This is a genomic window from Kitasatospora sp. NPDC057015, from assembly GCF_042673745.1.
Classification (GTDB): domain Bacteria; phylum Actinomycetota; class Actinomycetes; order Streptomycetales; family Streptomycetaceae; genus Kitasatospora.
The window spans coordinates 350374-373640 of record NZ_JBHUSG010000002.1 but is presented as its reverse complement, the minus strand read 5'-3'; the positions used below and the strand labels follow the sequence as shown (position 1 = coordinate 373640).

The window sequence follows — 23267 nt, the reverse complement described above, 5'->3', positions numbered from 1 at the left end:
TTGGAGGGTGCGGTAGAGGGCGGTTTCGAGGGCGAAGAGGGCGGGTTGGGTGTGTTCGGTGCGGTGGAGGGCGTTGTCGGGGTTGGTGTTGATGATGTCGCGCAGTGCGGGGTCGAAGTGGGCGAGGACTTCGTCGTAGGCGGCGGCGAACTCGGGGTGGTTGGCGTAGAGTTCGCGGCCCATCCCGACCCGCTGTGAGCCCTGACCGGTGAACAGGAACGCCAGCTTCCCGCCGTCCGCCCGACCCGACACCACGTCCGGATGCGGACGCCCCTCGGCGATCGCCGCCAGCGCCGCCAGCGTGTCCGCCCGGTCCCCGGTCTCGACGACCACCGAGCGGTGCTCGAACAGCGACCGGCCCGAGGCCAGCGAGAACGCCACGTCGGCCGGCTCCAGCCCGGGCCGGTCCGCCACCGACTGCTTCAGCCGCCGCGCCTGGCCGCGCAGCGCGGCCTCCGTCCGGGCGGACAGCTGCCACGGCGCCGGCACCCGGACCACCGGACCGGACTCCCGGACCGGCGCCTCCTCCAGCACCACGTGGCAGTTGGTGCCGCCCATGCCGAACGAGGACACGCCGGCACGACGGGTGCCCTCGGGCCAGGGACCGAGGGCGGTGTTGACCGACAGGTTCAGCCCGTCGAAGTCGATGTCCGGGTTGGGCGTCTCGAAGTTGAGGCTGGCCGGGAGCTCCCGGTGCTCCACCGCCAGCACCGCCTTCAGCAGGCCGACGATGCCCGCCGCACCCTCCAGGTGCCCCACGTTCGTCTTGGCCGAGCCCACCAGCAGCGGCGATCCGGCCGGGCGGGCGGTGCCCAGCGCGGCGCCGAGCGCCGCGGCCTCGATCGGGTCCCCGACCCGGGTGCCGGTGCCGTGCAGCTCCACGTACTGCACCTCGGCCGGGTCCACGCCGGCGCGCTCGTACGCCCGGCGCAGCAGGGCCTCCTGCGCGGCCGGGCTCGGCACGGTCAGGCCGTCCGTGGCACCGTCGTTGTTGACCGCGCTGCCGCGGATCACGCAGTAGACGTGGTCGCCGTCGGCCAGCGCTGCCGCCAGCGGCTTGAGGACCACGGCGCCGCCGCCCTCGCCGCGCACGTAGCCGTTGGCCCGGGCGTCGAAGGTGTAGCTCACGCCGTCCGGCGACAGCCCGCCGAAGCGGGTCAGGCCCAGGGTGCTGTCCGGGGCGAGGATCAGGTTGACGCCGCCGACGATGGCCAGCTCCGAGTCGCCGCTGCGCAGGCTCTCGCACGCCATGTGCACGGCCACCAGGGCCGAGGACTGGGCGGCGTCCACCGTCAGGCTGGGGCCGTGCAGGCCGAGGCTGTAGGAGACCCGGTTCGCGATGATGCCGCGGTTGAGCCCGGTCACGGTGTGCGGGGTGATGGCGTCCGGTCCGCGCTGGCTCAGCAGCGTCGCGTAGTCGGCGGCGATCGCGCCGACGAACACACCGGTACGGGTGCCGCGCAGCGCGGTCGGGGCGACGCCCGCGTCCTCCACGCACTCCCAGGCCAGCTCCAGCATGAGCCGCTGCTGCGGGTCCATCAGCGCGGCCTCGCGCGGCGCGATCCCGAAGAAGGCCGGGTCGAAGGTGTCGATCCGGTCGAGGAACCCGCCGTGTGCGGGGTGCCCGCCCTCGGTGCTCCCCTCGTCCCAGCGGTCGGCGGGAGCGGCGGTGATACCGCTGGCGCCGCGGCGCAGGAGGTCCCAGAAGGCCCGGGGATCCGGGGCCTGCGGGAGTCGGCAGGAAATTCCGATGACGGCGACGGCCTCTTCGGGCATGAGTGCTCCCACAAGTCAACAATCAGAGGGGCCGCTGACCGGCCCGTTAACGACGGCTCAAGCGAACGGTGAAGAAGGAGGCCACCTTCGCCAGGAACTCGGCGGAGGACTCCTGGGTGAAGAAGTGACCGCCCGGAATGGGGTGCACCCGGCAGCTCACGCTGGAGTGCTCGGCCCATCCGGACACGTCGGCGAGGGGCAGCAGCGGATCCTTCTCGCCGGCGAACACCTCGATCGGGCACGGCAGACGGAAGTCCCCCGGCGGCGGGGCGCTCACGCACACCCGCAGGTCGTCCCTGGCCAGGGCGAGCGCGGAGCGCACCCAGTCGGGGTAGCGCAGCAGCATCTCGGACATCCCGCCGATGTCCACCAGGAAACGGGCGAGCTGGTCGTCGTTGAGATCCAGCGCCGCCGTGGCGGTCGCCGGGCGGTGCGGCGGCGGGTAGGCGCCCACCATCAGCCGCACCGGCAGGCTCCGGCCGCGGGCGGCCCGCAGGCGGGTCAGGTGGTACGCGACGATGGCGCCCATGCTGTGGCCGTAGAACGCGAACGGCTCGTCCAGCAGCGGATCCAGGTTCTCGTCCAGGTCGGCGACCAGGGCGGCCATGTCGGTGAAGCGCGGCTCGGCGGCACGCCGCTCCCGGCCGGGCAACTGCACCGGCAGCACGGTCACGTCCGGACCGAGCTCCCGCTGCCAGTCGCCGAAGGCCGAGGCGGCGCCGCCCGCGTGGTGGAAGCAGAACAGCCGGGTGCCCCCGAACCGCTCCGTGGTGGAGGGCAGGTAGGCCGTCATCGTGTGCATGGTCGCCCCACTCCGTGTCTCCGTGCGCGATCGGTGATCAGGTGTCAGATGTCCAGCAGGCGCGTGACGGCGGCGGCCAGGTCGGCGTCGGCGAGCATGGTGCCGTGGTCCACGTCGATCACGACCTCCTCGGCGACCTCGATCTCCACGCCGGAGGCGCGCATGGCGTTCAGACCGCTCAGCGGGCTGGTGGAGTTGAGGGCGATAGCCGACTTCCAGCGCTCCCGCGGGTCGATCTCGGCCGCAACCGCGAGGTAGCTGAGGAAGGAGTCGAAGACCTCGAACAGCTCCTCGCGGCGGGCCTCGTCCAGGCCCACGCGGGCGAGCGCCGGCTCGCCGAAGCGTCGCATCAGGCGGATCAGCTCGTCCTTGAGCTCGCCCACGTGCGGGGTCGTGTCGTGGGCCTGCTGGCCGATCTCGCGGGCCTCGGCGATGTCCTCCGCGGAAAGCGTGGCGGACATGAATCCGATCACCTTGTGGAACTGCCACATCAGGGTCTGGGCCGTCGAGAGCTCGGGGTCGAAAAGCAGCAGCAGCGGTTCGCTGCCCTGGATTTCGGCGACGCGCTCGGCCAGTGCCGCGGCGTAGACGGAACCCGCACAGAATCCCATCACCGCGCGAACCTGCGGGCGGTTCCCGGAGTTCTCGATGTGACGGGCCCAGTACTCGACATATCCGGCGCCCGAACGGGCGAACTCGGAATCCGCGGCCGGCGGAACGGTTTCCCAGACGGCGAAGTCGGACTTCACCTGCGCCATCAGATCGGAAAATCGTGCCTCCGGTCGGCCGGTGGTGTCGAAGTCGACCGCGAGTACAACTCCGCGCTCGCCGTCGCCGTCCACCAGGGTTTTCCAGGCACCTGACTCGGTCATCGTCGCTCCTTGGTCGCCGACCGTGAACTCGTTGGAGCCTAGGGCTTGTTAGAGCCCGTCCATAGCCCCTAGTACCCCTAGGAGGCGGCCCGGATCCGAACACCCTTGGCCGGTCGGGGTGGTGCAAACCCCGGTTTAGGCGATACCGGTACCCCTAACCCCCGGGCCCCACGGCGGGCGCCGTGCCAGGCGAAACGCCCGGCCGTCGAATAGGGGTGCCCGCCCTCCGGTCCGCGCCCGTATCGTGCTGTCGCAAACTGGCGGCGCCAGCACTGTGTGAATTGGTTCACATCTGGCCGGTAGGGGAGTGAGGACCGATTGGTACCCGCAGCGAATCCCAGCACTCGAACCACCCGTGACCTTTCGTCGGCCACCCGCAAAGAGGAGGCCATGTGGCTCCTGGAGCGGCTGGTTCCCGAAAGCGCGGCCAACAACCTGGCGTTGGCGTTCCAAGCAGACGGGAGGCTGGACCTCCCCGCACTCCAGGGCGCGGTCTCGACCCTGCTGCGCCGGCACGAGGTGCTGCGGACCGTGTACTTCGCCACCGGCGCGGAACTCATGAAGGGCGTGGTCGGGGCGGAGGAGTTCTCCGTCGAGTTCGAGGAGTTCGACGACTTCACCGCGGCACCGGGTGAACTCGACGTCGCCCTCCGCCCGTTCCTCACCCGGCGGTTCCGCTTCGACGGCCGGCCGCTGGTGCGCGCCGGACTGTTCCACCACCCGGACGGCGACGTCGTCTGTCTGGCCTTCCACCACCTCGTCTACGACATCATCTCCGGCACCCTCCTGATGGAGGAACTCGTCAGCGCCTACGAGGCGTTCGTCGCCGGAGCGGAGCCGGACGAGGCCCTGCTGGTGGTGGCCCCGGCCTACCACGAGCCCGAACCCGCCGCGGAGAGCCTGACGTTCTGGCGGGACCAGCTGGAGGACTTCGACCCCGGCAACCTCGACCTGTGGGTCGGCGCCGCCGACACACCGGACCCGACCCTGCGCGGCGAGCAGCTCACGTACACGCTCTCCGACCAGGCCCGCGCCGCCGTCCAGGCACTGCCCCGCGAGGTCCGCGCCCCCGAGGCCGTCGTCATGCTGGCGGCCTTCGACCTGCTGCTGGCCGCCCACGGCGCCGGCCCCGACATCACCGTCGGGTCCCCGGTGAGCGTGCGGCCCCGTGAGGACCCCCGGCTGGTGGGCCACCACACCAACGTGCTGCCGCTGCGGGTCAAGGTCGACCCCGCGCAGAGCTTCCGGACGCTGGTGCGGGACATCCGCGACACCTACTTCGGCGCCCTCGCCCACCTCGGGGTCCCGGTCGACAGCATCTCCGAGCTCGTGCCGCGGGCCGGCTCCTCCTGGCGCAACCGGATCTGCCGCCACCTGTTCAACTACTTCCCGCAGTTGGAGATGGCCGTCTTCGAGATGGCGGGCACCAAGGCCCGGCCCGTCGTGGTGGAGAACGGCTACAGCAAGTTCGACCTGGAGTTCTTCGTCGCCTCCTCGGCGGACGCCATCACCATCACGGCCCGCTACTCCACCGAGAAGCTGACCGAGACCGAGGTGGCCGCCCTGGTGCGCCGCTACGAGGCCCTGCTGGTCTCCCTCGCGGCGGACGCGGACCGCCCGAACGGCGAGCTGCTGGTCTGGAACGAGGACGACCACGCCGTCATCGGCGCGGCCAACGACACCGAGCGGGTCTTCGAGCCCGGCAACGTGCTGGAGGCCGTGCACGGGCACGTCCGCACCCGGCCCGACGCCGTCGCCGTCCGGCACGGCGAGCGCGAGGTCAGCTACCGCCGGCTGTGGGACGCCGCCGTCGCCACCCGCGAGGTGCTCCGCGCCCAGGGCACCACGGCCGGCGACATCGTCGCCATCGCCGCCGCCCGCTCCCCGGAGCTCACCGCCACCGTGCTCGGCGTGTGGCTCGCCGGCGCCGCGTACCTGCCGGTCGACCCCGAGCACCCGGCGCAGCGCGTCGCCTACCTGCTCGGCGACTCCGGCGCCAAGGCGGTCTTCACCGACCGCGAACTGGCGCTGCCGGAGGGCGCCGCGATGACGAGGCTGGAGCTCACCCCGATCGCCGACACCGCCCTGGACGGCCCGCCGGCCGAGCCCGGCATCACGGTCGACCGGGAGGCCTGCGCGTACCTGATCTACACCTCCGGCTCCAGCGGCCGGCCCAAGGGCGCGCTGCTGCCGCACCGCGCCATCTCCAACATCGCCGCCGACTACACCGAGCGGCTGCGCCTGACGCCGGACGACGCCACGCTGTGGATGACCACGTTCGCGTTCGACATGGCCAACCTGGAGCACTACACGCCGCTGTACTCCGGCGGGAGCATCGTCATCGCGCCGGACGAGGCGCGCACCGACGGCAAGGTGCTGCGCGAGCTCATCGAGCGCCACGACCCGGCGGTGATCCAGGCCACGCCGACGACGCTGCGGATGGTCCTGGACGAGGTCGAGGACGTGCTCGCCGGACGCCGGGTGGTGACCGGCGCCGAACCCGTCCCGGTCACCCTCGCCCGGCGCCTGCTGGCCACCGGCTGCGAACCGGTCAACGCCTACGGCCCCACCGAGACCATCACCTGGTGCACCTGGGGCGTCGTCCCCGCCGACCTCGGCGAGCGCATCGACGTCGGCGGCCCGATCTCCAACATCCGGATGTTCGTCCTGGGCCCGGACGGGCGCGAACTGCCGGTCGGTGTCCGGGGCGAGGTGTGCATCGCCGGCGACGGCGTCTCGCTCGGCTACCACGGCCGGCCCGAACTCAACGCCGAGCGCTTCGGCGACCACCCCGTCCACGGCCACTTCTACCGCTCGGGCGACCTCGGCGCGTGGAACGCGGACGGCACCATCGAGCTGTTCGGCCGCGCCGACCGGCAGGTCAAGCTGCGCGGCAACCGGATCGAGCTCGGCGAGATCGAGGCCACCCTGCTCGGTCACCCGCAGGTGAACGGCGCCGCGGCCGTCGTGGTCGGCGACCGCAGCGCCGACGGTCGGCTGGTGGCCTTCGTGGAGTCGGCCGCCGAGGGCGACATCACCTCGGACCTGTGGGAGTTCGCCCGGGCCGAGCTGCCCCGGGCGGCCGTTCCGCAGGACTTCATCGTGGTCGCGTCCTTCCCGACCAACGCCAACGAGAAAGTGGACTACCTGGTGCTGGAGACCATGGCCGCCGACCACCACCGCGGGCGCCCGCAGGGCGAGGGGGCGGCGGTGGGCGACTCCGGCTCGGACGAGCTGACCGGCTCCCTGATCGCCCTCTGGCGCGAACTGCTCGGGCGTGACGACATCGGCGCCGAGTCCAACTTCTTCACCCACGGCGGCCACTCGCTGCTGGGCGCCAGCCTGGTCCAGCAGATCGACGAGCGGCTGGGCGTCACCGTCAAGCTGGCCGACCTGTTCGGTACGCCCACCCCCGGTGCGCTCGCCGACCACATCAGGGCGGCCCAGGCGGGCTGAGCCGGCCGCCCGACCGCGTCACCCGTTTCACCACGGCGGGGCGCGGCCACCGGACCGGGCCCACGGGCTCCGGACCGGTGGCCGCGCCCCGCCGCCCTGCGTGTGGCCCGCCGTCCCGCGGCTGCTCCGGCATCCTGTGCGGGACCGGTGGGACCGGCCCGGCCGGCGCGAACCGGTCCGCCGGCGGGGCCGGGAACGGCGAACTCGCCCTGATCGGCGATCGATCAGGGCGAGTTCGGGTTCCGGGGTCGAGGAGGGCGGTGGCCGGGGGTCAGACGGCGACGGCGACGGCGCGCAGTTCCAGGGCCTGGTGGTCGGTGCGCAGGATGGCCCGGTGCAGGTCCTGGAGGGGCGTACACGGCTCCAGGCCCAGTTCGTCGATGAGGGTCTGGCGCGCCGACTGGTAGACCTTGAGGGCGTCCGCCCGCCGCTCGGAGCGGTAGAGCGCCAGCATCAGCTGACGGTGGAAGGTCTCGCGCAGCGGGTTCTCGGCGGTGAGGGTGTAGAGCAGGCCCACCAGCTCGCGGTGCCGGCCGAACTGCAGCTGGGTGTCCACCAGCATCTCCATGCAGTCCATCCGCTGCTCGGTCAGCCGGGTGGCGAAACCGCGCAGGATGGGCCCCTGGCCGATGTCGCCGAGCACCGGGCCGCGCCAGAGGGCCAGGGCCTGCTCGAAGCTGTCGATGGCCTCCTCGAACCGCTGGCCGCGCAGGTGCCGGCGGCCGGCCTCCGACAGTTCCAGGAACTGCTGCGAGTCCAGGACGTCCGAGCCCCGGCGCAGCATGTAACCGGGGGAGCGGGTGACGATCGGCCCCTCCGCGCGGTCGGGGCGGCCGAGGAACTTGCGCACCTCGGAGATGTAGACGTGCAGCCCGGCGGTCGCCCGCCGGGGAAGGTTCTCGCCCCAGATCTCGGCCATCAGGTGGTCGGCCGTCACCACGTGGTCGGAGTTGATGAGCAGGGCCGCGAGCAGGATTTCCACCTTCTGCGCGCTGATGAAGGAGTGGCGGTCTCCGTCCACCACGCGCAGCGTCCCCAAGAGCTCGTACTTCACGGCGTCGTCCCCCTAGTTCTTCCTGAGTCCCGGAGCCCTCAGCCCAGGATCCGTTTGACGGTGGTCGACACCAGGTCGGTGAGTTCCGGCCCGTGCTGGTCGAGGTAGAAGTGGCCGCCGGGGAACACCCGCAGGTCGAACTCGCCCGTGGTGTGCGCGCTCCACGCCTCGGCCTCGTCCAGGCTGGCGTGCGGGTCGACGTCGCCGACCAGCATGGTCAGGGGCGAGTCGAGCCGTACGCCCTCGGCCTGTGCGGTCGGGTAGGTCTCGATCGCGGTGTAGTCGCCGCGCAGCGCCGGGAGCACGGAGGCCATGAAGTCCTCGTCCTCCAGCCACACCGGGGCGGTGCCGCCCAGGACGCGGAGCTCCTCGATGATGCCGGCGTCGTCGCGCAGGTGGATGGTGCCGCCGCGCAGCCGCGAGGGGGCCGGGTAGCCCGAGGCGAACACCCAGGCCGGCGGGGTGCCCGCCTCGTCCTGCAGGCGCCGCGCCACCTCGAAGGCGAGGATCGACCCGAAGCTGTGGCCGAACAGCACCAGCGGGCGGTCGTTCCAGGCGCGCAGCGCCTCGAAGGCGGCGTCGGCGATCTCGGCCAGGTTGTTCATGGGGGTCTCGGAGCGCCGGTCCTGGCGTCCCGGGTACTGCAGTGCGAGCGTCTCGATGCCGGGCGAGAGCGCCTCCGACATCGGGTAGTAGTAGCTGGCGGATCCCCCGGCATGGGGGAAGCAGACCACCCGGACGTCGCTCGCGTCGGACGGATGGAACCGGCGGACCCACTCCCCGCCGGAATTCGTGAATGTGCTCATTCACTTCTCCCCTCTGAGTAAGCGCCGGAAGAGATCCGCCCGCTTCGTCGAACACGCGGAGTCTAAGCAGGCCGGAACGACGCCCGTAACCCCGATCGGTCCCCTACTCCTCGACCCGCTCCGACCCCTAGTACCGCTTTCGTCGGATCCATCCCGCTCTGCGGTGGTTCGCGCGGTGGATCGACGGTAAGGGGTTGTGTTCGGGCCCGCTTCCGGGGGCGTCAAATGGGCTGATACAGAACGAATGTGTCGGCACGTCAGCTAGGACGGCCGCACTGGTCCTTCCGTCCCGGCTCCGGCCCCGACCCGGACCGCCCCGGCCGCCGCACCGGGCCGGGACCGCCCCGGCCGCCGGCCGGGTCAGCTCCTGCCCACGGGCGCCCCCGCGAGCACCGAGGCCACCAGCGAGGTCTCCACGTTGCCGCCCGACAGCAGCACGCCGATGTCGTCGCCCCAGCCGTCGGCCGCGATCCGCAGTGCCGCCGCCAGACAGGTGGCCGCCGCCGGCTCCACCAGCAGGCGGGCGTGCGTCAGGGTCAGCCGCATGGCCTCGGCGATGTCCTCCTCCTCGACGGTCAGGACGGAGGTCAGCCGCTTGTGGGCGAGCTCGAAGGCGAGCTGTCCGATCCGGTCCGGGCGCAGGCCGTCCGCGATGGTGTGGCGGGCCGCCACGGTCACCGGCTCCCCGGCGCGCAGCGCCTCGGTGAGGGCGGGGACCGCGACCGGCTCGGCGCCGAACACCAGGATGCTCTGACCCTCCGTCACCAGGCAGGCGCCGGCCACCGCGCTGCCGCCGCCGACCGGCAGCACCACCGCGTCCAGACGGCCGCCGGCCGCCTCGACCTGGGCCAGCAGCTCGGCGGTGGCGGTGCCCTGCCCGGCCACCACGTCGGCGTTCTGGTAGGGGTCGATGACGTCCAGCCCGCGCTCGGCGCGCAGTCGCTCGACCAGGGCGATCCGCTCGGCCAGGGTCGAGCCGATCTGGACGACCTCGGCGCCCGCCGCCCTGATCCGGGCGATCTTGACGGGCGCGGCGTCCTCCGGCAGGACCAGGACGGCGGGCAGCGCGTAGGGCGCGGCCGCCAGCGCGACGGCGATGGCGTGGTTGCCGGTGCTCTGCGCCACGACGCCGCGGCTCCCGTTGGCGGCCAGCCGTTCGACCGCCAGCAGGGCTCCGCGCATCTTGAACGAGCCGCCGCGCTGCAGGTTCTCCGCCTTCAGCCACAGCCGGGCGCCCGCCAGTTCGTCCAGGTCGTCGCTGCGCACCACCGGTGTCATCGGCAGGCGCCGGGCGAGTCGTTCCTGCGCCCGCAGTACGCCCTCGCGGCTCAGCAGTTCCGGGTCGGCCGGGTTCGCCGCCGGGTCCGTCATCGGTTCGGTTCCGGTCATGTGCCTCTCCCTCTCAGGGCCCCCGTGTCGGCGGCGCCGGGCAGTGCACAGCACAGGATTGACAGCCCGTCTAAAATCCGGCTAGGGCGGCGGGAGTTGACGGTTTCGGCGGAGTTCGACCCGGCGGGTCCGGGGAGGGGCCGGCCCCCGGGGCGGGCGGATGCAGGGGTGGTGCGACCCCCGGGGCGGGTGAGAAGTAAGGGTTGCGCTCGCGGCCCCTTGGGGGTTTAGGCTGCGCCAAGGCCTCCTTTGGCAGGGCCGCCCATGGTGGTCGGATGAAGATCACCGCCATCGCCAGGGAACGCAGGCCCACCCTTCACTTCCTTCGGGAGATCCGCTCCATCTCGCCGGTCTTCCTCGGGACCGACATCGACATGAGCGCCGTGGTGCGGCACCGCGACACCGTGCACAAGCACTCCTACGTCGCCTACGTGCTGCACGCGGCCGCGCGCGTGCTCGCCGCCCACCCCGAGGCCAACGCGGCCCTCCGCGGCGCGGGCCGGCCGCGGATCGCCCACCACACCGCGGTGAACGGCAAGTTCACCATGGACCGGACCGTCAACGGGCAGCGCGTGGTGCTCTCCACCGTGCTCCCCGACCTGGAGCGCACCGACCTGGCCGGGATCCAGCGGCAGATCGACCACTTCCGGGACGGCGACCCCGAGGTGATGCCGGAGTTCGCCGGCACCCGGCTGCTGCAGAAGCTGCCGTGGCCGCTGGGCGGGCTGCTGTTCCGGCTCGGCGTCCGCCCGCTGGCCCGTCGCGCCGCGGTGCTCGGGACCTTCGCGGTCACCTCGCTCGGCCACCGGCCGGTCGACGACTTCTACTCGGTCGGCGGCACCACCATCACGCTCGGGGTCGGCCGGGTCGCCGAGCGGCCGGTCGTGCGCGACGCCGAGCTGGCCGTCGCCCCGGTGATGCGCCTGTCGCTGACCTTCGACCACCGGGTGATCGACGGCGCCGAGGCCGCCGACGTGCTGGCCGACCTCAAGCACGCCCTGGAGAACTTCACGAGCGAGGAGGGATGACGTGAACAACGTCGAGGAACTCAAGCAGTACAGCGGCGTTCACGCCAAGGGGCTGGACATCACCGACGGCGACCGGCTGCTGGAGCGGATCACGCACGACGGGTCCGGTCCCGGCTCCTGGGTCGGCGAGTGGGCCGCCGAGGGCGACCGGCTCCAGGCACAGGGGCGGCACCTGGACGCGAGCCGCCGCTACCTGATGGCCCGCTTCCCGTACGTGGACGGCGCGGCGCGCCAGGACGCGTACGAGAAGTCCCTCGGCAGCTTCGAGCAGTGGCGTACGGGCAAGGGCATCCACCGGCTCGACGTGGACCTGGACGGCAAGCAGATCGGCTGCTGGACGACCGCGCTGTCCACCACCGACCGCCGCCCGCTGCTGGTCATCATGGGCGGGCACCTGACCCTGAAGGAGCAGTGGGCGCCCGCCCTGCCCGTCTTCGCGCGGATGGGCGTGGCGGTCGTCTGCACCGAGCTGCCCGGCGTCGGGGAGAACGAGGCCCCCTACGACGCGGACGGCTGGCGCTTCCTGTCCGCCGTCCTCGACGCGCTGGCCGACCGCGCCGACGTCACGCGGACCATCGCGCTGGCCATGAGCTTCAGCGGCCACCTCGCGCTGCGCTGCGCCATGGAGGACGAGCGGATCCGCGGCATCATCACCGTCGGTGCGCCGGTGCACGACTTCTTCACGGACCCGGACTGGCAGCGGGAGCTGCCCAGGGTCACCGTCGACACCCTCGCGCACCTCACCGGCAGCGACACCGTCGAGGCCGGGCGGGCGCTGCCGGTCGCCGGGCTGGCGGCACTGGACATCCCGGTCGCGTACGTCGCCAGCCGGCGGGACGAGGTCATCCCGCAGTCGGACCCGGCGACGCTGGTCCGCCACGTGCGGGACCTGCGGCTGCTGGAGCACGACGACGTGCACGGCTCCCCGGCCCACGTCGAGGAGAACAAGCTGTGGATGGCCGTACAGCTGCTGGACATGCTCGGGGTGCGCAACCTGCGCAGCCGGGTGATCGGCCTGATGTACCGGCTGGCCCGCGCCCGGGGCGGTTCCCGGAAGGCCGGATAGGCCGGACGGCCCGGACCGGCCGCCCACGGGCGCATCCGGGCCGCGGGCGTACGCCGCCCGCGGCCCGCGCCGCGCCCCCTCTTGCACCGGACACGACCCCTGCACCAGCCGGATGCCAGCGCCCGTACGGCGCTGTCAGCCCGGTGCCAGCCCGGTACCAGGCCCGCCCTGGATCCTGGAGCGGTCGGACACCGGTAGCCAGGGACGGGGATCCCCCCGGTTCCCCGTCCCTGCCGAAGCACACGTACCCACAACCCTGGAGGTCGTCGTGACAACCCCCGCACCCTCGCCCCGCCGCTGGTGGGCGCTGGGCGCCCTGGTACTGAGCGTCCTGGTCATCGGCCTCGACGGCACGATCATCAATGTCGCCCTGCCGACCCTCGCCCAGGACCTGAGCGCCAGCAGCAGCCAGCTGCAGTGGATCGGCGGCGGCTACCTGCTCACCTTCAGTGTGGCCATGCTCCCCGTCGGCAGGCTCGGCGACCGCTACGGCCACAAGAAGCTGCTGCTCGCGGGCATCGTGCTGTTCGGCGTCTCCTCGCTCGCCGGTGCCTTTGTCGACACCTCGAACGCCGTGATCGCGGTGCGTGCGGCGCTCGGCTTCGGGGCCGCGATGATCATGCCGATCTCGATGGCCCTGCTGCCCAAGATCTTCGCCAAGGAGGAGCTCTCCAAGGCCGTCGCCACCTGGACCGCGGCCGCCGCCATCGGCATGCCCGCCGGGCCGGTCATCGGCGGCTGGCTGCTCAACCACTTCTGGTGGGGCTCGGTCTTCCTGTTCAACATCCCGGTGGTCGTCCTGGCGCTGGCCGCGAGCTGGTTCCTGCTGCCGCGGGACACCACCCGCGCCGAGCGCGGCAACGTCCGTCCCGAGCCCTTCGACGGCCTGGGCACCGTGCTGAGCTCGGTCGGCATCACCGCCCTCGTCTACGGCACGATCATGGTGCCGACCGAGGGCTGGGGCGACCCGGTCGTGCTGGGCACGCTGATCGCCGGCGCCGCCCTGGTCGTGGTGTTCGTCCTGCACCAGCGCCGCGCCGCCAGCCCGCTGGTGGACCTCCACCTGTTCTCCGACCGCCGCTTCGCCTGGGGCACGCTGACCGCCGTCTTCGGCAACTTCGCCATCATGGGCATCCTGTTCGTGGTGCCGCAGTACCTGGAGGCCGTCCAGGGCTTCGACTCCTTCGGCACCGGCCTGCGCGTGCTGCCGCTGATCGGCGGTCTGATGGTGTCCGCCGGCCTGAGCGAGAGCCTGGTGCCGAAGATCGGCGCCCGGGTGGTCGTCCCGATCGGTCTGGTCGTCCTCGCCACCGGCGTCTTCCTCGGAGCGGCCACCGGCACCGGCAGCGGCTACGGGTACACCGCGCTGTGGCTGTCGATCATCGGTGTGGGCTTCGGCCTCGCCATCGTCCCGTCCACCAGCATCGTGATGGCCTCGCTGCCGAAGGAGAACACCGGCGCCGGCACCAGCGTGCTGGAGACCCTCCAGCAGGTCGGCGGCGTCCTCGGGGTCGCCGGACTGGGCAGCCTGCTCAGCGCCGGGTACCTGAGCCGCATCTCGGTGGACGGGCTGCCCGAGCCCGCCGCCGCGGCCGCCAAGGACTCGGTGGCGGCTGCCAACGCCGTCGCCGAGGAGCTGCAGGACCCGGGGCTGCTGGCTTCGGCCCACAGCGCCTTCGTGCACGGCATGAGCTCGGTGCTCACCGTCTCCGGTGTCGTCTCGCTGGTCGCGGCCGTCCTCGCCGCGATCTTCCTGCCCTCGCTGGTCAAGGGGAAGGACGCGGAGGCGGACAAGACCGCCGCCGCCGACTCCAACGAGACGGCGCAGGTGGGCGTCTGAGGTCCCAGGAGACCATCCAGGGACCCCGCGAACCCCTGCCTCGGGTGCGGCGCTCACCGGATCCCCGGTGGACCCCCGGCGCCGCCCCGGGGCAGGATCTCCCCCGCAGGCCCGGCCGGGCAGCGGGGGCCCCGGGGTGGGAGAACCCCCGCACAGGTGGCGGCCCGCTCCCCCCGGGCCGCCACCGGCGCGACCCCCGCACGGCCGGCCGGCCGCGCGGGTCCGGTGCGTCCGCGGCGGGTTCAGGGCATCAGGGCGAGCGCGTGCTCCACGGTGGCCCGGCGACCGCGCTCGTAGGCGGCCTCGAAGGCCTCCGTGCCGAGGGCGCTCGCGGCCGTGACGGTCACCCGCCCCACTTCGAGGCTGCGGGCCGCCCGGTAGCCGTGCAGGGTGTGCGCCGTGCCGAGGAGTTCGGCGGCCCGCTCGTTCTCGCCGCGGGCGGCGGCGAGCGCGGCGAGACCCTCCGTGGCGGCCGCCAGGGTGCCGTTGTCGGAGACCCGCCGGTCGTGCACGGTGGCCATCGCCTTGGCGTGCCACTCGGCCGCGGCGGCCAGGTCGTCCTCCTGCTCGGCGAGGCACCCCAGCCGGCTGAAGGTGAGGGCGACCATGCGGAGCTGGTCCGCCCGTTCGGCCCGCGGCCCGAGCACCTCCAGGGCGCGCAGCAGCGGCTCGCGTGCGCCGGGCAGGTCGCCCGTGCGCCGGGCGAGGTCGCTGAGTGCCAGCAGGCCGGCGGCGGCGTTCCCGTGCTCGCCGAGCCGCTCGGCGGTGCTCACGCCCCGCTCGATGTCCTCCCTGGCCCGTGCCAGGTCGCCCGCCTCGGCGCGGGCCCGGCCCAGCTGGATGAGGACGAGGGCGCACTGCTCCAGGCCCGCCTCGGCGGTGGCGGAGTCGTAGGCCTCCTCGCCGAGCCGGACGGCCTCGGTGCCGTCGCCCCGGATCAGCGCCAGCTCCAGCAGTCCGCCGATCGCCGCGTTCCGGCCCCAGCGCTCACCCAGGTGCTTGAACTGGCCGTACCCCTGGCCCAGTTCCCGGGCCGCCTCGTCCAGCCGGCCCTCGGTCAGGGCCACGTGGCCGAGGCCCACGTGCGCCGTCGCCTGCACCCAGGGATCGGGGTGCCCGATGATCTCCAGCAGCCCCTGCCGGGCCTCGGGCAGGTCCCCCAGCAGCAGGGCGGAACTCGGCCTGACCAGGAACAGCGCCGGATGCCGCGGTCGCTCGGGGACCCGCTCCAGGGCCGCCGCCACCGCCTGCCGTATGGTCTCCGGATCCGGCTCGGGATCGCCGCTCAGAGTGGCCACCAGGACGGCGATGTAGGTGCACATCGCGTAGGCGTCCGCGAGGCCGGGCGGCGGTGTGTCGCCGACGAGCTCGCGCACCGCGAGCGCCCAACTGCCGGCCTCGGTGGCGTAGTCGCAGATGATCCAGAACCAGACGAGCGCGCCCAGCAGCCGCAGGGCGGTGGCCGCGTCCCCGGTCTCGATGACGTGGCCGAGCGCCGCGTGGTAGTTGTCCCGCTCGGCGCTCAGCCGCATCGCCCAGTGCAGCTGGTCCTGGCGGCGCAGCTCCGGCTCGGCGCGCTCCGCCAGGGCCAGGAAGCAGGCGGCGTGGGCGGACCGGGTGCTCGCCGCCTCGCCGGACTCCTCCAGCCGTTCGGTGGCGTACGCCCGGACGGTCTCCAGCAGGTGGTAGCGGACCTCGCCGTCGCCGTCCTCGCCCCGGCCGTCGCCCGAGGCCATCACCAGCGACTTGTCGATCAGCGAGGCGATCACGTCGACCACGTCGACGCCGTCGACCACCGGGCCGGGGCCGCCGCCGGGCGCGGGGGCCCCGGTACCGCCCGGCGCGCACACCTGCTCGGCGTTCTCGGGCGTGGCGCCGCCGGCGAACACCGAGAGCCGCCGCAGCACGCCGCGCTCGGCGTCGTCCAGCAGCTCCCAGCTCCAGTCGACGACCGCCCGCAGCGTCTGGTGGCGGGGGAGCGCGGCCCGGTCCCCGCCGCTGAGCAGCCGGAACCGGTTGCCGAGCCGGGCGGAGATCTGGCGCAGGGTCAGCGAACGCATCCGGGCGGCCGCCAGCTCGATCGCCAGCGGGATGCCGTCCAGCGCCCGGCAGATGCCGACCACCAGGGGCGCGGTGGCCGCGTCCACCCGGAAGCCCGGCCGGACCGCCGCCGCCCGGTCGGCGAACAGCCGTACGGCGGCGTGCTCCAGGGCCTCCCGGGGGTCCTCGCCCGGCAGGGGCAGCGGCAGCGAGGGCACCGGGCAGAGCGTCTCGCCGGTGATCCCCAGCGGTTCGCGGCTGGTGGCCAGGATGCGGACCTGCGGGGCCCGCGCCAGGAGCTGCGCGGCGAGCCGGGCCACGGCGTCCAGCAGGTGCTCGCAGTTGTCCAGGACGAGGACCAGCCGCCGGTTCTCCAGGGCGTCGAGCAGCCGCTCGACGGACGACCCGACGCCGCCCCCCGGCTCGCCCACCCGCATCACGTCGGGCACGCCCACCGCGACCAGCACGGCCTGCGGGACGTCGGCGGGCGAGCTGACGGGCGCCAGCGGCACCAGCCAGACGCCGTCCGGGCTCTCCTCCACCAGCCCGGCGGTGACCTCGGCGGCCAGCCGGGTCTTGCCGGCGCCGCCCGGCCCGGTGAGGGTCACCAGGCGGGCGGTGCGCAGCAGCCGTTCGACGGTCGCGCACTCCTCCTCGCGGCCCACGAAACTGGTCAGCGCGGTCGGCAGGTTGGTGCGCCGGGGCGACCGGAGCGCGGCCCCGGCGTCCTCCACCGGGTCCCGCGCGCCCGTCCGCGCCGGGGACTGCGCCGGTGCCCGGTCCACGGGCGGTCCGGGGCGCGGCGCCGGTTCGGACACCAGCTCGCCGCGCAGGATGGCCAGGTGGAGCGCCGCCAGCTCGGGGGAGGGGTCCACGCCGAGCCGTTCGGCCAACTCGCGCCGGGTGTCCTCGTACACGTCCAGGGCGGTGGCCTGCCGGCCGGCCGCGAACAGGGCCCGCATCAACTGGCCGCGCAGCCGCTCCCGGAGCGGGTACGCGGTGGTGAGCCCCTCCAGCTCGGCGACCAGGTGGCTGCCCTCGCCGAGCAGCAGATCGGCCTCGACCCGGCCCTCGGTGGCCGTCAGGCGCAGCTCCTCCAGGCGGTTGGCGGTGGCGCTCGCGAACGCGGCGTCGGCGACCTCGGCGAGGGCCGGGCCGCGCCACAGGCCGAGGGCCCGGCGCAGCACCGCCGCCCGCTCCCCGGCGTCCTGCAGCCCGCGGGCCGAGGCCACCAGGCGCTCGAACTCGACGGCGTCGATCTCGCCCGGCGGCACGGTGAGCCGGTAGCCGCCGGCGACGGCCGCCACGAGGTCCCGTCCGCCGGCGCCGCGCAGTCGGGACACCAGGGTGTGCAGGGCGTTGCCGGGGGCGGCGGGCGGTGAGGACTCCCAGAGGTCCTCGATCAGGCGTTCGGACGTGACCGTGCGCCCCCCGTCGATCGCCAACCGGATCAGCAGGGTCCGAAGCCGCTGCCCGCTCACCTCTACGGGCCGGGCCGCACCGTCCCGCATTTCCAGCGGGCCCAGGATGCCGATACGCACGTGACCAACCTCCACGCGCCATTGTGCCAGTTCCGGGTGGGAGTTCACCCACCGGCCGGCGCGCGCCGCGCCGCCGGCGGACGCGCCGGCGCTCCCCGCGCAGCGGGCGGGGCGGCCGCGGGCCCGTACCGGAACAGCAGGTGACAGGGCCGTGCAGGCGCCCTCGCTGTCGGTTAACGAGCTCTTAATGCGCAGTCAGTGCACAGGCGGATGCGCCGTGGCACAATCGCGTCCGGACACTGCCGAGTGGGGCGGCGGGTGGGGGCCGAGGGACGGCCGGAGATCGGGGGCCGCCACCAGTGGCCCACCGCTGTGCGATGAATCCGCCACCGGCCGCGCGGGTCGGCGCGGGCCCGGACCGGGCCCGATGCCAGGTGAGAACCCTTGTTCCGCACGCGCTTCCACCCTGCGGAATCCGCGGGTGTGGCTGGAACCCGTCCTAGCCGCCGCATCGGTCACACGGCCATCATTCGGTTTTGAGCACCACGGTCACACCAGAGGCGAGTCGGGCTGTCACCGGAGGAGTCTGCGCGGACGGCGTCGCGAATCTCGGCCGCGCCGACGCCGGCGGAGATCGGTTGCGCTGTAGATCACCATGGATACACTCAGTCACCAATGCTACCGGGGGACGGCACTTGATGTGGTTGGTGGAGAGAGACAACGAAATTTCCGTGCTCACACGACTCCTTGAGAGATGCGTCAAGGGCACGGGTGCAGTGGCGGAGGTGACCGGTCCGGTCGCCAGCGGCAAGACGGCACTGCTCCAGGCACTGGCCGAACGCGCGGTGGGAGTCGGCGCCACCTTCCTCGGCGCGACCGGTTCGCGTGCGGAACGGGACCTGCCGATGGGCCTGGTGAACCAGCTCCTGCACAGCATCGACGTGCCGACCGAGGGCGTCGCACAGGTCCAATGGGTGCTGGACGGCACGCTCGCGGCCACCCTCTACGAACACGAGGGGCACCAGCTCGAACCCGACCCGGAGGAGATCGGAGCCGGCCCGGCGGTGCCGCCGGCCGCCCTCCACGGGCTGTGCAAGGTGCTGTTCGCCCTCGCGGAGCGCGGACCGGTGGTCATCGGCATCGACGACGTCCACTACGCGGACCCGGCCTCGCTGCGCTTCCTGCTCTACCTGGCCCGCCGCCTGAGCACCACCCGGATCCTGCTGGTCTTCACCATGTCCAACCGGCTCCAGTTCCACCGGCCGGTCTTCCAGACCGAGTTCCTGCACCACCTCAGCTCGGTGCGGGTGCGCCTGGCCCCGCTCTCGCGGCGCGGCGTGGGCGAACTCCTGGCCGGCCAGCTCGACAGCGCGGCCGCCCGCAAGCTGGCACCCGACTGCCACCGCATCAGCGGCGGCAACCCGCTGCTGGTCCGGGCCCTGGCCGAGGACTACCAGTTCTTCGCCGGCTACTCGCCCGACAAGCTGGTGCCCGGCGACGCCTTCGGGCGGGCCGTCGCCACCTGCCTCTTCCGCTGCGACACGCCCACCCGCCAGGCCGCCAAGGCGCTGGCCGCCCTCGGCGAGCACGCCACCGCGCCCGTGCTGGCGGAGATGCTCGAACTCAGCGCCGACGCCGTGGCCGACGTGCTCAGCGGCCTGGCCGCCGTGGGCCTGCTGGAGGACGGCGCCTTCCGCCACGAGGGCGTGCGCGCCGCCGTCCTCCAGGGCATGCCGTCCGAGGAGCGTGCCGCACTTCACGCGCGCGCCGCCGAGGCCCTGCACGCGCTCGGCGCTCCGGCCGGCACCATCGGGAGACATCTCGTCGCCGGTGGCGGCGTGGAGGCCGACTGGCAGCTCGACACCCTGTGCCAGGCCGCCGCCGAGGCGCTGCAGTTGGACGACGTGACCCTCGCCGTCAGCTGTCTCCGGATGGCACTGTCGCTGTGCGCCGACCCGGTCCGCCAGGGCCGGATCCGCTCCAGCCTGCTGCGCGCCGAGTGGCGGATCAACCCGCTGGCCGCCGCCCGCCACCTGCCCGAACTCGTCTCGGCCGCCCGCGAGCAGCGGCTCAACTGCCGTGACCGCGTCGGCCTGATCGGACAACTGCTCTGGCACGGCCGGCTCGACCAGGCCGCCGAGGTGTTCCACAGCATCAAGGACCACCGCCGGCACGCCCACGCCTCCCTGTCGCCCCATCAGGACTTGCTCGGGATAGCCCTCTTAGCCTCGCAGTCCTTCCCGGAGATGTCCGACCAGCTCAGGCCGGTGGCCCTGCACATCGAACCGCTCGACGCAGCCGGAGCCCGCCACCCGCAGGCCCGCGCGGCCGCCGCCCTCGCCACCGTCCTGACCACCGGCTCCGACGAGGCCGCCGCCGACGAGGCCGTCGGCACCGCCGAGGAAGTGCTGCAGTGCAGCCGGCTCGACGACACCACCCTCACCGCCGTGGTCACCGCCCTGATGTCGCTCGTCTTCGCCAACCGCATCGACCGGGCCGCCTACTGGTGCCGCCTCCTGAGCACCGACATCGCCGGCCGGCGCGCCCCCACCTGGCAGGCCCTGCTCGCCGCCGTCCAGGCCCTCATCCACGTACGGCGCGGGCAGCACTCCGAGGCGGAGAAGGCCGCCCGTACGGCCCTGACGGTGGTGCCCGTGCGGGCCTGGGGCGTCGCGGTGGGCGTGCCGATCGCCGCCGCGCTGCTGGCCGCGGTGCCCGCCGGCCGCACCGAGGACGCCGCCTCCTACCTGACCATGCCCGTGCCGGAGGCGATGTTCGGCACCCCCTGCGGCCTGCTCTACCTGCACGCCCGGGGCCGCTACTACCTGGCCACCAACCGGGTGCACGCGGCGCTCGGCGACCTGAACACCTGCGGTGAGCTCATGCAGAAGTGGGGGATCGACCTCCCCGCGCTGGTGGCCTGGCGCGCCGAGGTCGCCGGTGCCTACCTGCGGCTGGGCCGGGTCCAGGAGGCCTCCGAACTGCTCCACGACCAGCTCTCCCGGCTCGGCACCCGCGACAGCGCGACCCGCGGGCGCACCCTGCGGCTGCTGGCGCTCACCCTGTCGGACCCCGCCCAGCGGCTGCGCCCGCTGAACGAGGCCGTCGAGCACCTCTCGGGCAGCGGTGACCAGTACGAGAAGATGCTCGCCGTGGCCGAACTGGGCCGTACGCACCGCAGACTCGGCGACGAGACGGCCGCCCGGCTCCAGGACTGGCGGGCCCGACGGCTCGCCGAGCAGTGCGACGTGCCGCTGCCGGCGGACCTCGCGGCGGAGCCGCCCGCCGACGCGGTGCCCCAGCAGCCCAGGGTGCTGCCGCAGCGGGTCGAGCAGGCCGCGCCGGCCACCGAACTCAGCCACGCCGAGCGGCGGGTTGCGGCCCTGGCGGCGGACGGGCACACCAACCGGGAGATCGCCCTCAAGCTGTACATCACCGTCAGCACGGTGGAGCAGCACCTGACCCGTGCCTACCGCAAGCTGCGCGTCAACCGCCGTGCGGACCTGCCGCTCGACCTGCTGTCGGAGGAGGTCGCCACCTCCTGCGCGGAGGGAGCGGGGTCCGCCGCCGGGCCACGGTGACGACCGGGGCCGACACCGGTGCTTCCGGTCCGGCGGCGGGTCGTCAAGCGCGGCTTTAGCGGGACTTTCGCCGGTAGGGGCACGGTGGCCGGACGACGAAACCAGACAACGCGCCCCGCCGGTTGCCGGTCTGCCGCCGGGGCGGGAGGGAGTGGTCCGGTCATGAATTCCAGTCAGGCCAACGTGATCCTGTGTGGCGGCCCGATGTCCGAGCGACCCGAGAACGAGCGACTGACCACGGTGGGAGACGTCAGCCAGGTCCTCAAGCTCCCGATGGGCAGTCACTACGAGCACTTCTGGCCCACTCCGGAGGAGCAGACGGTGGACGGCCGCCCCTTGGTGGTCTTCGCCTGGAGTCACCGCACCTACGTGGCTGAGTAGCCCCGCCCGCGCCGCCGAGTGGGGCACCCCCCGCTCGGCCGCGCCGGCGCAGCAACGGCGCCTGCTCGAAAGGCCTTTGCTCGAAAAGCCGTTGCTCGAACGGCGGGTGAGGGAAAGGCCCGCGCGGGAACGGCCGGCGCAGGAACGGCCGGCGCAGGAACGGCCGGTGAACGAGCGGGGGCGCGGCGGACCGGGAGGGGACGTGCCCCGGACGGCCGCCCGCGAGCGTCGAATCCTCTGCACATCAACGGAGTTGGCGGCTCCGAGCAATCCGGGCCGGGCCGGCCCCGCCGATCCCGTGCCGTCCGCCGCCGGGGTCCGACCGCAGGACCGAGCCGCTCGACGCGATCGTGGTGGCTCCCGACCCGGTGATCCACGGGGGCGCCGCCGCACCGTGCGAAGTCGACCCGGGGTGCCCACCCGTCGGCCCCCCGAGCGTCGCACCCACCCAGGACAGGCCGCCGCCCGCGCCCGGGAGACGATCCGGCGCGGAGTGCGGATGCCGGCCGCCACCGACACCTGCGCCGGCACCCGTCGACACGGGAGCGACTCTCGCCGAATCGGCGCGGCGATCCCCCAAGTCCGCACCCGGACGGCGCTTTTCGGCCGGATGGCGTCGTCCGGCCGGCAGGCCGCGATCCGCGCGGGTGGGCCGGCCGAGCCCCCGGGGTGACTCCGGGGCGGAGTGACGCGGGTCACAGGAGTGGATCGGGGGGTCGTGCCCCTCTTCCTTCTGACAGCGATCACCCCGTACCGGGCCCGCCGCACCGAAGGAGCCGCCGTGACCACCGAGAGCCCCGCCACGTCCGACCGTCCCCTCCCGGCCGTCGAGGGCGTCACCCACCGTTTCGTCACCGTGCGGGGCGTGCGGTTCCACGTCGCGGAGGCCGGTGCGGGGGAGCCCGTCCTGCTGCTGCACGGCTTTCCCCAGCACTGGTACGCCTGGCGCGCGGTGATTCCCGAACTCGCCCGGGACCACCGGGTGTTCGCCGTCGACCTGCGGGGCTGCGGCTGGTCCGACGCCCCGCGCGACGGCTACCAAGGGACGGCCCTGATCGAGGACGTGCTCGCCCTGCTGGACGCCCTCGGGCTGGACCGGGTGCGACTGGTCGGGCACCAGTCGGGCGGCTGGCTGGGGTTCCGGCTCTGCCTGGCGGCGCCCGACCGGTTCAGCGCCTTCCTCGCGGTGAACAGCTCGCACCCCTGGCCGCGCCGACGCTTCGGCCTGCCGCTGTACGCCTGGCGGTACTGGTACACCGCCCTCTGGGAGTATCCCGGGGTGGGGCGGCGGGTGTTGCGGCACTGCCCCGCGGTCACCCGGTCCCTGCTGCGGTACTGGGCGGGCCGGTCCGCTCGGGTGGACGAGAGCGCGCTGGAGGAGTTCGTGCAGGCCCATCGCCCTTCGCGGCGCGCCCGGGCGGGCGAGCAACTGCTCTGGCAGTTCGTGCTCCACGACATCCCCGCACTCGCCCGGGGCCGGTACCGCGACCGGCGCCTGACGGTGCCGACCCTGCTGCTCCTGGGCGACCGGGATCCGGTGGTCCGGCCGGAACCGCTCACCGGTGCGCAGGAGTTCACCGAGGCGCTCACCGTCCGGGTGGTCCCGGGCGGGCACCTGTTGCCCGAGCAGGCCCCCGGGGTGGTCGCCGCCGCCGCCCGCGAGCACTTCGGCCGGCCGTGAGCGCGGCCGAGCCG

14 protein-coding genes are annotated in these 23267 nt (G+C 73.5%); 7 read left to right on the top strand and 7 right to left on the bottom strand.

Annotated features, from left to right (window positions below; translation table 11 throughout):
* The 3 genes from ACFTWP_RS03310 to ACFTWP_RS03300 all read right to left on the bottom strand — a co-directional run.
* On the bottom strand, window positions 1-1776 hold a 1776-nt coding region (locus ACFTWP_RS03310), incomplete at its 3' end, for a type I polyketide synthase (protein ID WP_380262118.1).
* A 46-nt stretch (window positions 1777-1822) separates the two neighbouring features.
* Window positions 1823-2578 carry a thioesterase II family protein gene (locus ACFTWP_RS03305; RefSeq protein ID WP_380262116.1) on the bottom strand — a complete coding sequence of 252 codons (756 nt, stop codon included), beginning with the start codon at window positions 2576-2578 and terminating at the stop codon, window positions 1823-1825.
* A gap of 44 nt (window positions 2579-2622) precedes the next feature.
* On the bottom strand, window positions 2623-3450 hold the full coding sequence (locus ACFTWP_RS03300; protein WP_380262115.1) for a hypothetical protein: 828 nt from the start codon (window positions 3448-3450) through the stop codon (window positions 2623-2625).
* A 390-nt stretch (window positions 3451-3840) separates the two neighbouring features.
* Here ACFTWP_RS03300 and ACFTWP_RS03295 point away from each other — a divergent pair, with 390 nt between their 5' ends.
* Window positions 3841-6906 (top strand): amino acid adenylation domain-containing protein, encoded by a 3066-nt coding sequence (locus ACFTWP_RS03295; protein WP_380262113.1) that lies wholly within the window; start codon window positions 3841-3843, stop codon window positions 6904-6906.
* Between the two features lie 271 nt (window positions 6907-7177).
* On the opposite strand, the gene ACFTWP_RS03290 is transcribed toward ACFTWP_RS03295, so the two are convergent.
* The 3 genes from ACFTWP_RS03290 to ACFTWP_RS03280 form a co-directional block, all read right to left on the bottom strand.
* The gene (locus tag ACFTWP_RS03290; protein ID WP_380262110.1) at window positions 7178-7960 is read right to left on the bottom strand and encodes a BTAD domain-containing putative transcriptional regulator; all 783 of its coding nucleotides are present in this window, start codon (window positions 7958-7960) and stop codon (window positions 7178-7180) included.
* Window positions 7961-7998: 38 nt separating this feature from the next.
* Entirely contained in the window at window positions 7999-8766 is a 768-nt protein-coding gene (locus tag ACFTWP_RS03285; RefSeq protein WP_380262108.1) for a thioesterase II family protein, read from the bottom strand.
* Between the two features lie 360 nt (window positions 8767-9126).
* Window positions 9127-10155, bottom strand: coding sequence for a threonine/serine dehydratase (locus ACFTWP_RS03280; protein ID WP_380262106.1), 1029 nt, complete (start codon window positions 10153-10155; stop codon window positions 9127-9129).
* 275 nt (window positions 10156-10430) lie between these two features.
* On the opposite strand from ACFTWP_RS03280, the gene ACFTWP_RS03275 reads away from it, so the two are divergent.
* From ACFTWP_RS03275 to ACFTWP_RS03265, 3 genes are all read left to right on the top strand, one after another.
* Window positions 10431-11183 carry a 2-oxo acid dehydrogenase subunit E2 gene (locus ACFTWP_RS03275; RefSeq protein WP_380262104.1) on the top strand — a complete coding sequence of 251 codons (753 nt, stop codon included), beginning with the start codon at window positions 10431-10433 and terminating at the stop codon, window positions 11181-11183.
* A gap of 1 nt (window position 11184) precedes the next feature.
* A complete protein-coding gene (locus ACFTWP_RS03270; RefSeq protein WP_380262102.1) occupies window positions 11185-12249 on the top strand; it encodes an alpha/beta fold hydrolase in 1065 nt (354 codons plus the stop codon).
* A gap of 268 nt (window positions 12250-12517) precedes the next feature.
* Entirely contained in the window at window positions 12518-14089 is a 1572-nt protein-coding gene (locus ACFTWP_RS03265) for an MFS transporter (RefSeq protein WP_380262100.1), read from the top strand.
* Window positions 14090-14331: 242 nt separating this feature from the next.
* Here the strand turns inward: ACFTWP_RS03265 and ACFTWP_RS03260 are convergent, their stop codons facing one another.
* Entirely contained in the window at window positions 14332-17670 is a 3339-nt protein-coding gene (locus ACFTWP_RS03260) for a BTAD domain-containing putative transcriptional regulator (protein WP_380262098.1), read from the bottom strand.
* A 638-nt stretch (window positions 17671-18308) separates the two neighbouring features.
* On the opposite strand from ACFTWP_RS03260, the gene ACFTWP_RS03255 reads away from it, so the two are divergent.
* The 3 genes from ACFTWP_RS03255 to ACFTWP_RS03245 all read left to right on the top strand — a co-directional run bounded on the left by ACFTWP_RS03255 (window position 18309) and on the right by ACFTWP_RS03245 (window position 23253).
* Entirely contained in the window at window positions 18309-21191 is a 2883-nt protein-coding gene (locus ACFTWP_RS03255; RefSeq protein WP_380262096.1) for an AAA family ATPase, read from the top strand.
* Window positions 21192-21353: 162 nt separating this feature from the next.
* A complete protein-coding gene (locus ACFTWP_RS03250; RefSeq protein ID WP_380262094.1) occupies window positions 21354-21572 on the top strand; it encodes a DUF5988 family protein in 219 nt (72 codons plus the stop codon).
* 781 nt (window positions 21573-22353) lie between these two features.
* Entirely contained in the window at window positions 22354-23253 is a 900-nt protein-coding gene (locus tag ACFTWP_RS03245; RefSeq protein WP_380262092.1) for an alpha/beta fold hydrolase, read from the top strand.
* The last annotated feature ends 14 nt before the right edge of the window (window positions 23254-23267 follow it).

Bases quoted from the DNA above. Each gene is read 5' to 3' on its own strand.
- ACFTWP_RS03305 (WP_380262116.1), bottom strand. From the start codon at position 2,578: ATGCACACGATGACGGCCTACCTGCCCTCCACCACGGAGCGGTTCGGG.
- ACFTWP_RS03300 (WP_380262115.1), bottom strand. From the start codon at position 3,450: ATGACCGAGTCAGGTGCCTGGAAAACCCTGGTGGACGGCGACGGCGAG.
- ACFTWP_RS03295 (WP_380262113.1), top strand. From the start codon at position 3,841: ATGTGGCTCCTGGAGCGGCTGGTTCCCGAAAGCGCGGCCAACAACCTG.
- ACFTWP_RS03285 (WP_380262108.1), bottom strand. From the start codon at position 8,766: ATGAGCACATTCACGAATTCCGGCGGGGAGTGGGTCCGCCGGTTCCAT.
- ACFTWP_RS03280 (WP_380262106.1), bottom strand. From the start codon at position 10,155: ATGACCGGAACCGAACCGATGACGGACCCGGCGGCGAACCCGGCCGAC.
- ACFTWP_RS03275 (WP_380262104.1), top strand. From the start codon at position 10,431: ATGAAGATCACCGCCATCGCCAGGGAACGCAGGCCCACCCTTCACTTC.
- ACFTWP_RS03255 (WP_380262096.1), top strand. From the start codon at position 18,309: ATGTGGTTGGTGGAGAGAGACAACGAAATTTCCGTGCTCACACGACTC.
- ACFTWP_RS03250 (WP_380262094.1), top strand. From the start codon at position 21,354: ATGAATTCCAGTCAGGCCAACGTGATCCTGTGTGGCGGCCCGATGTCC.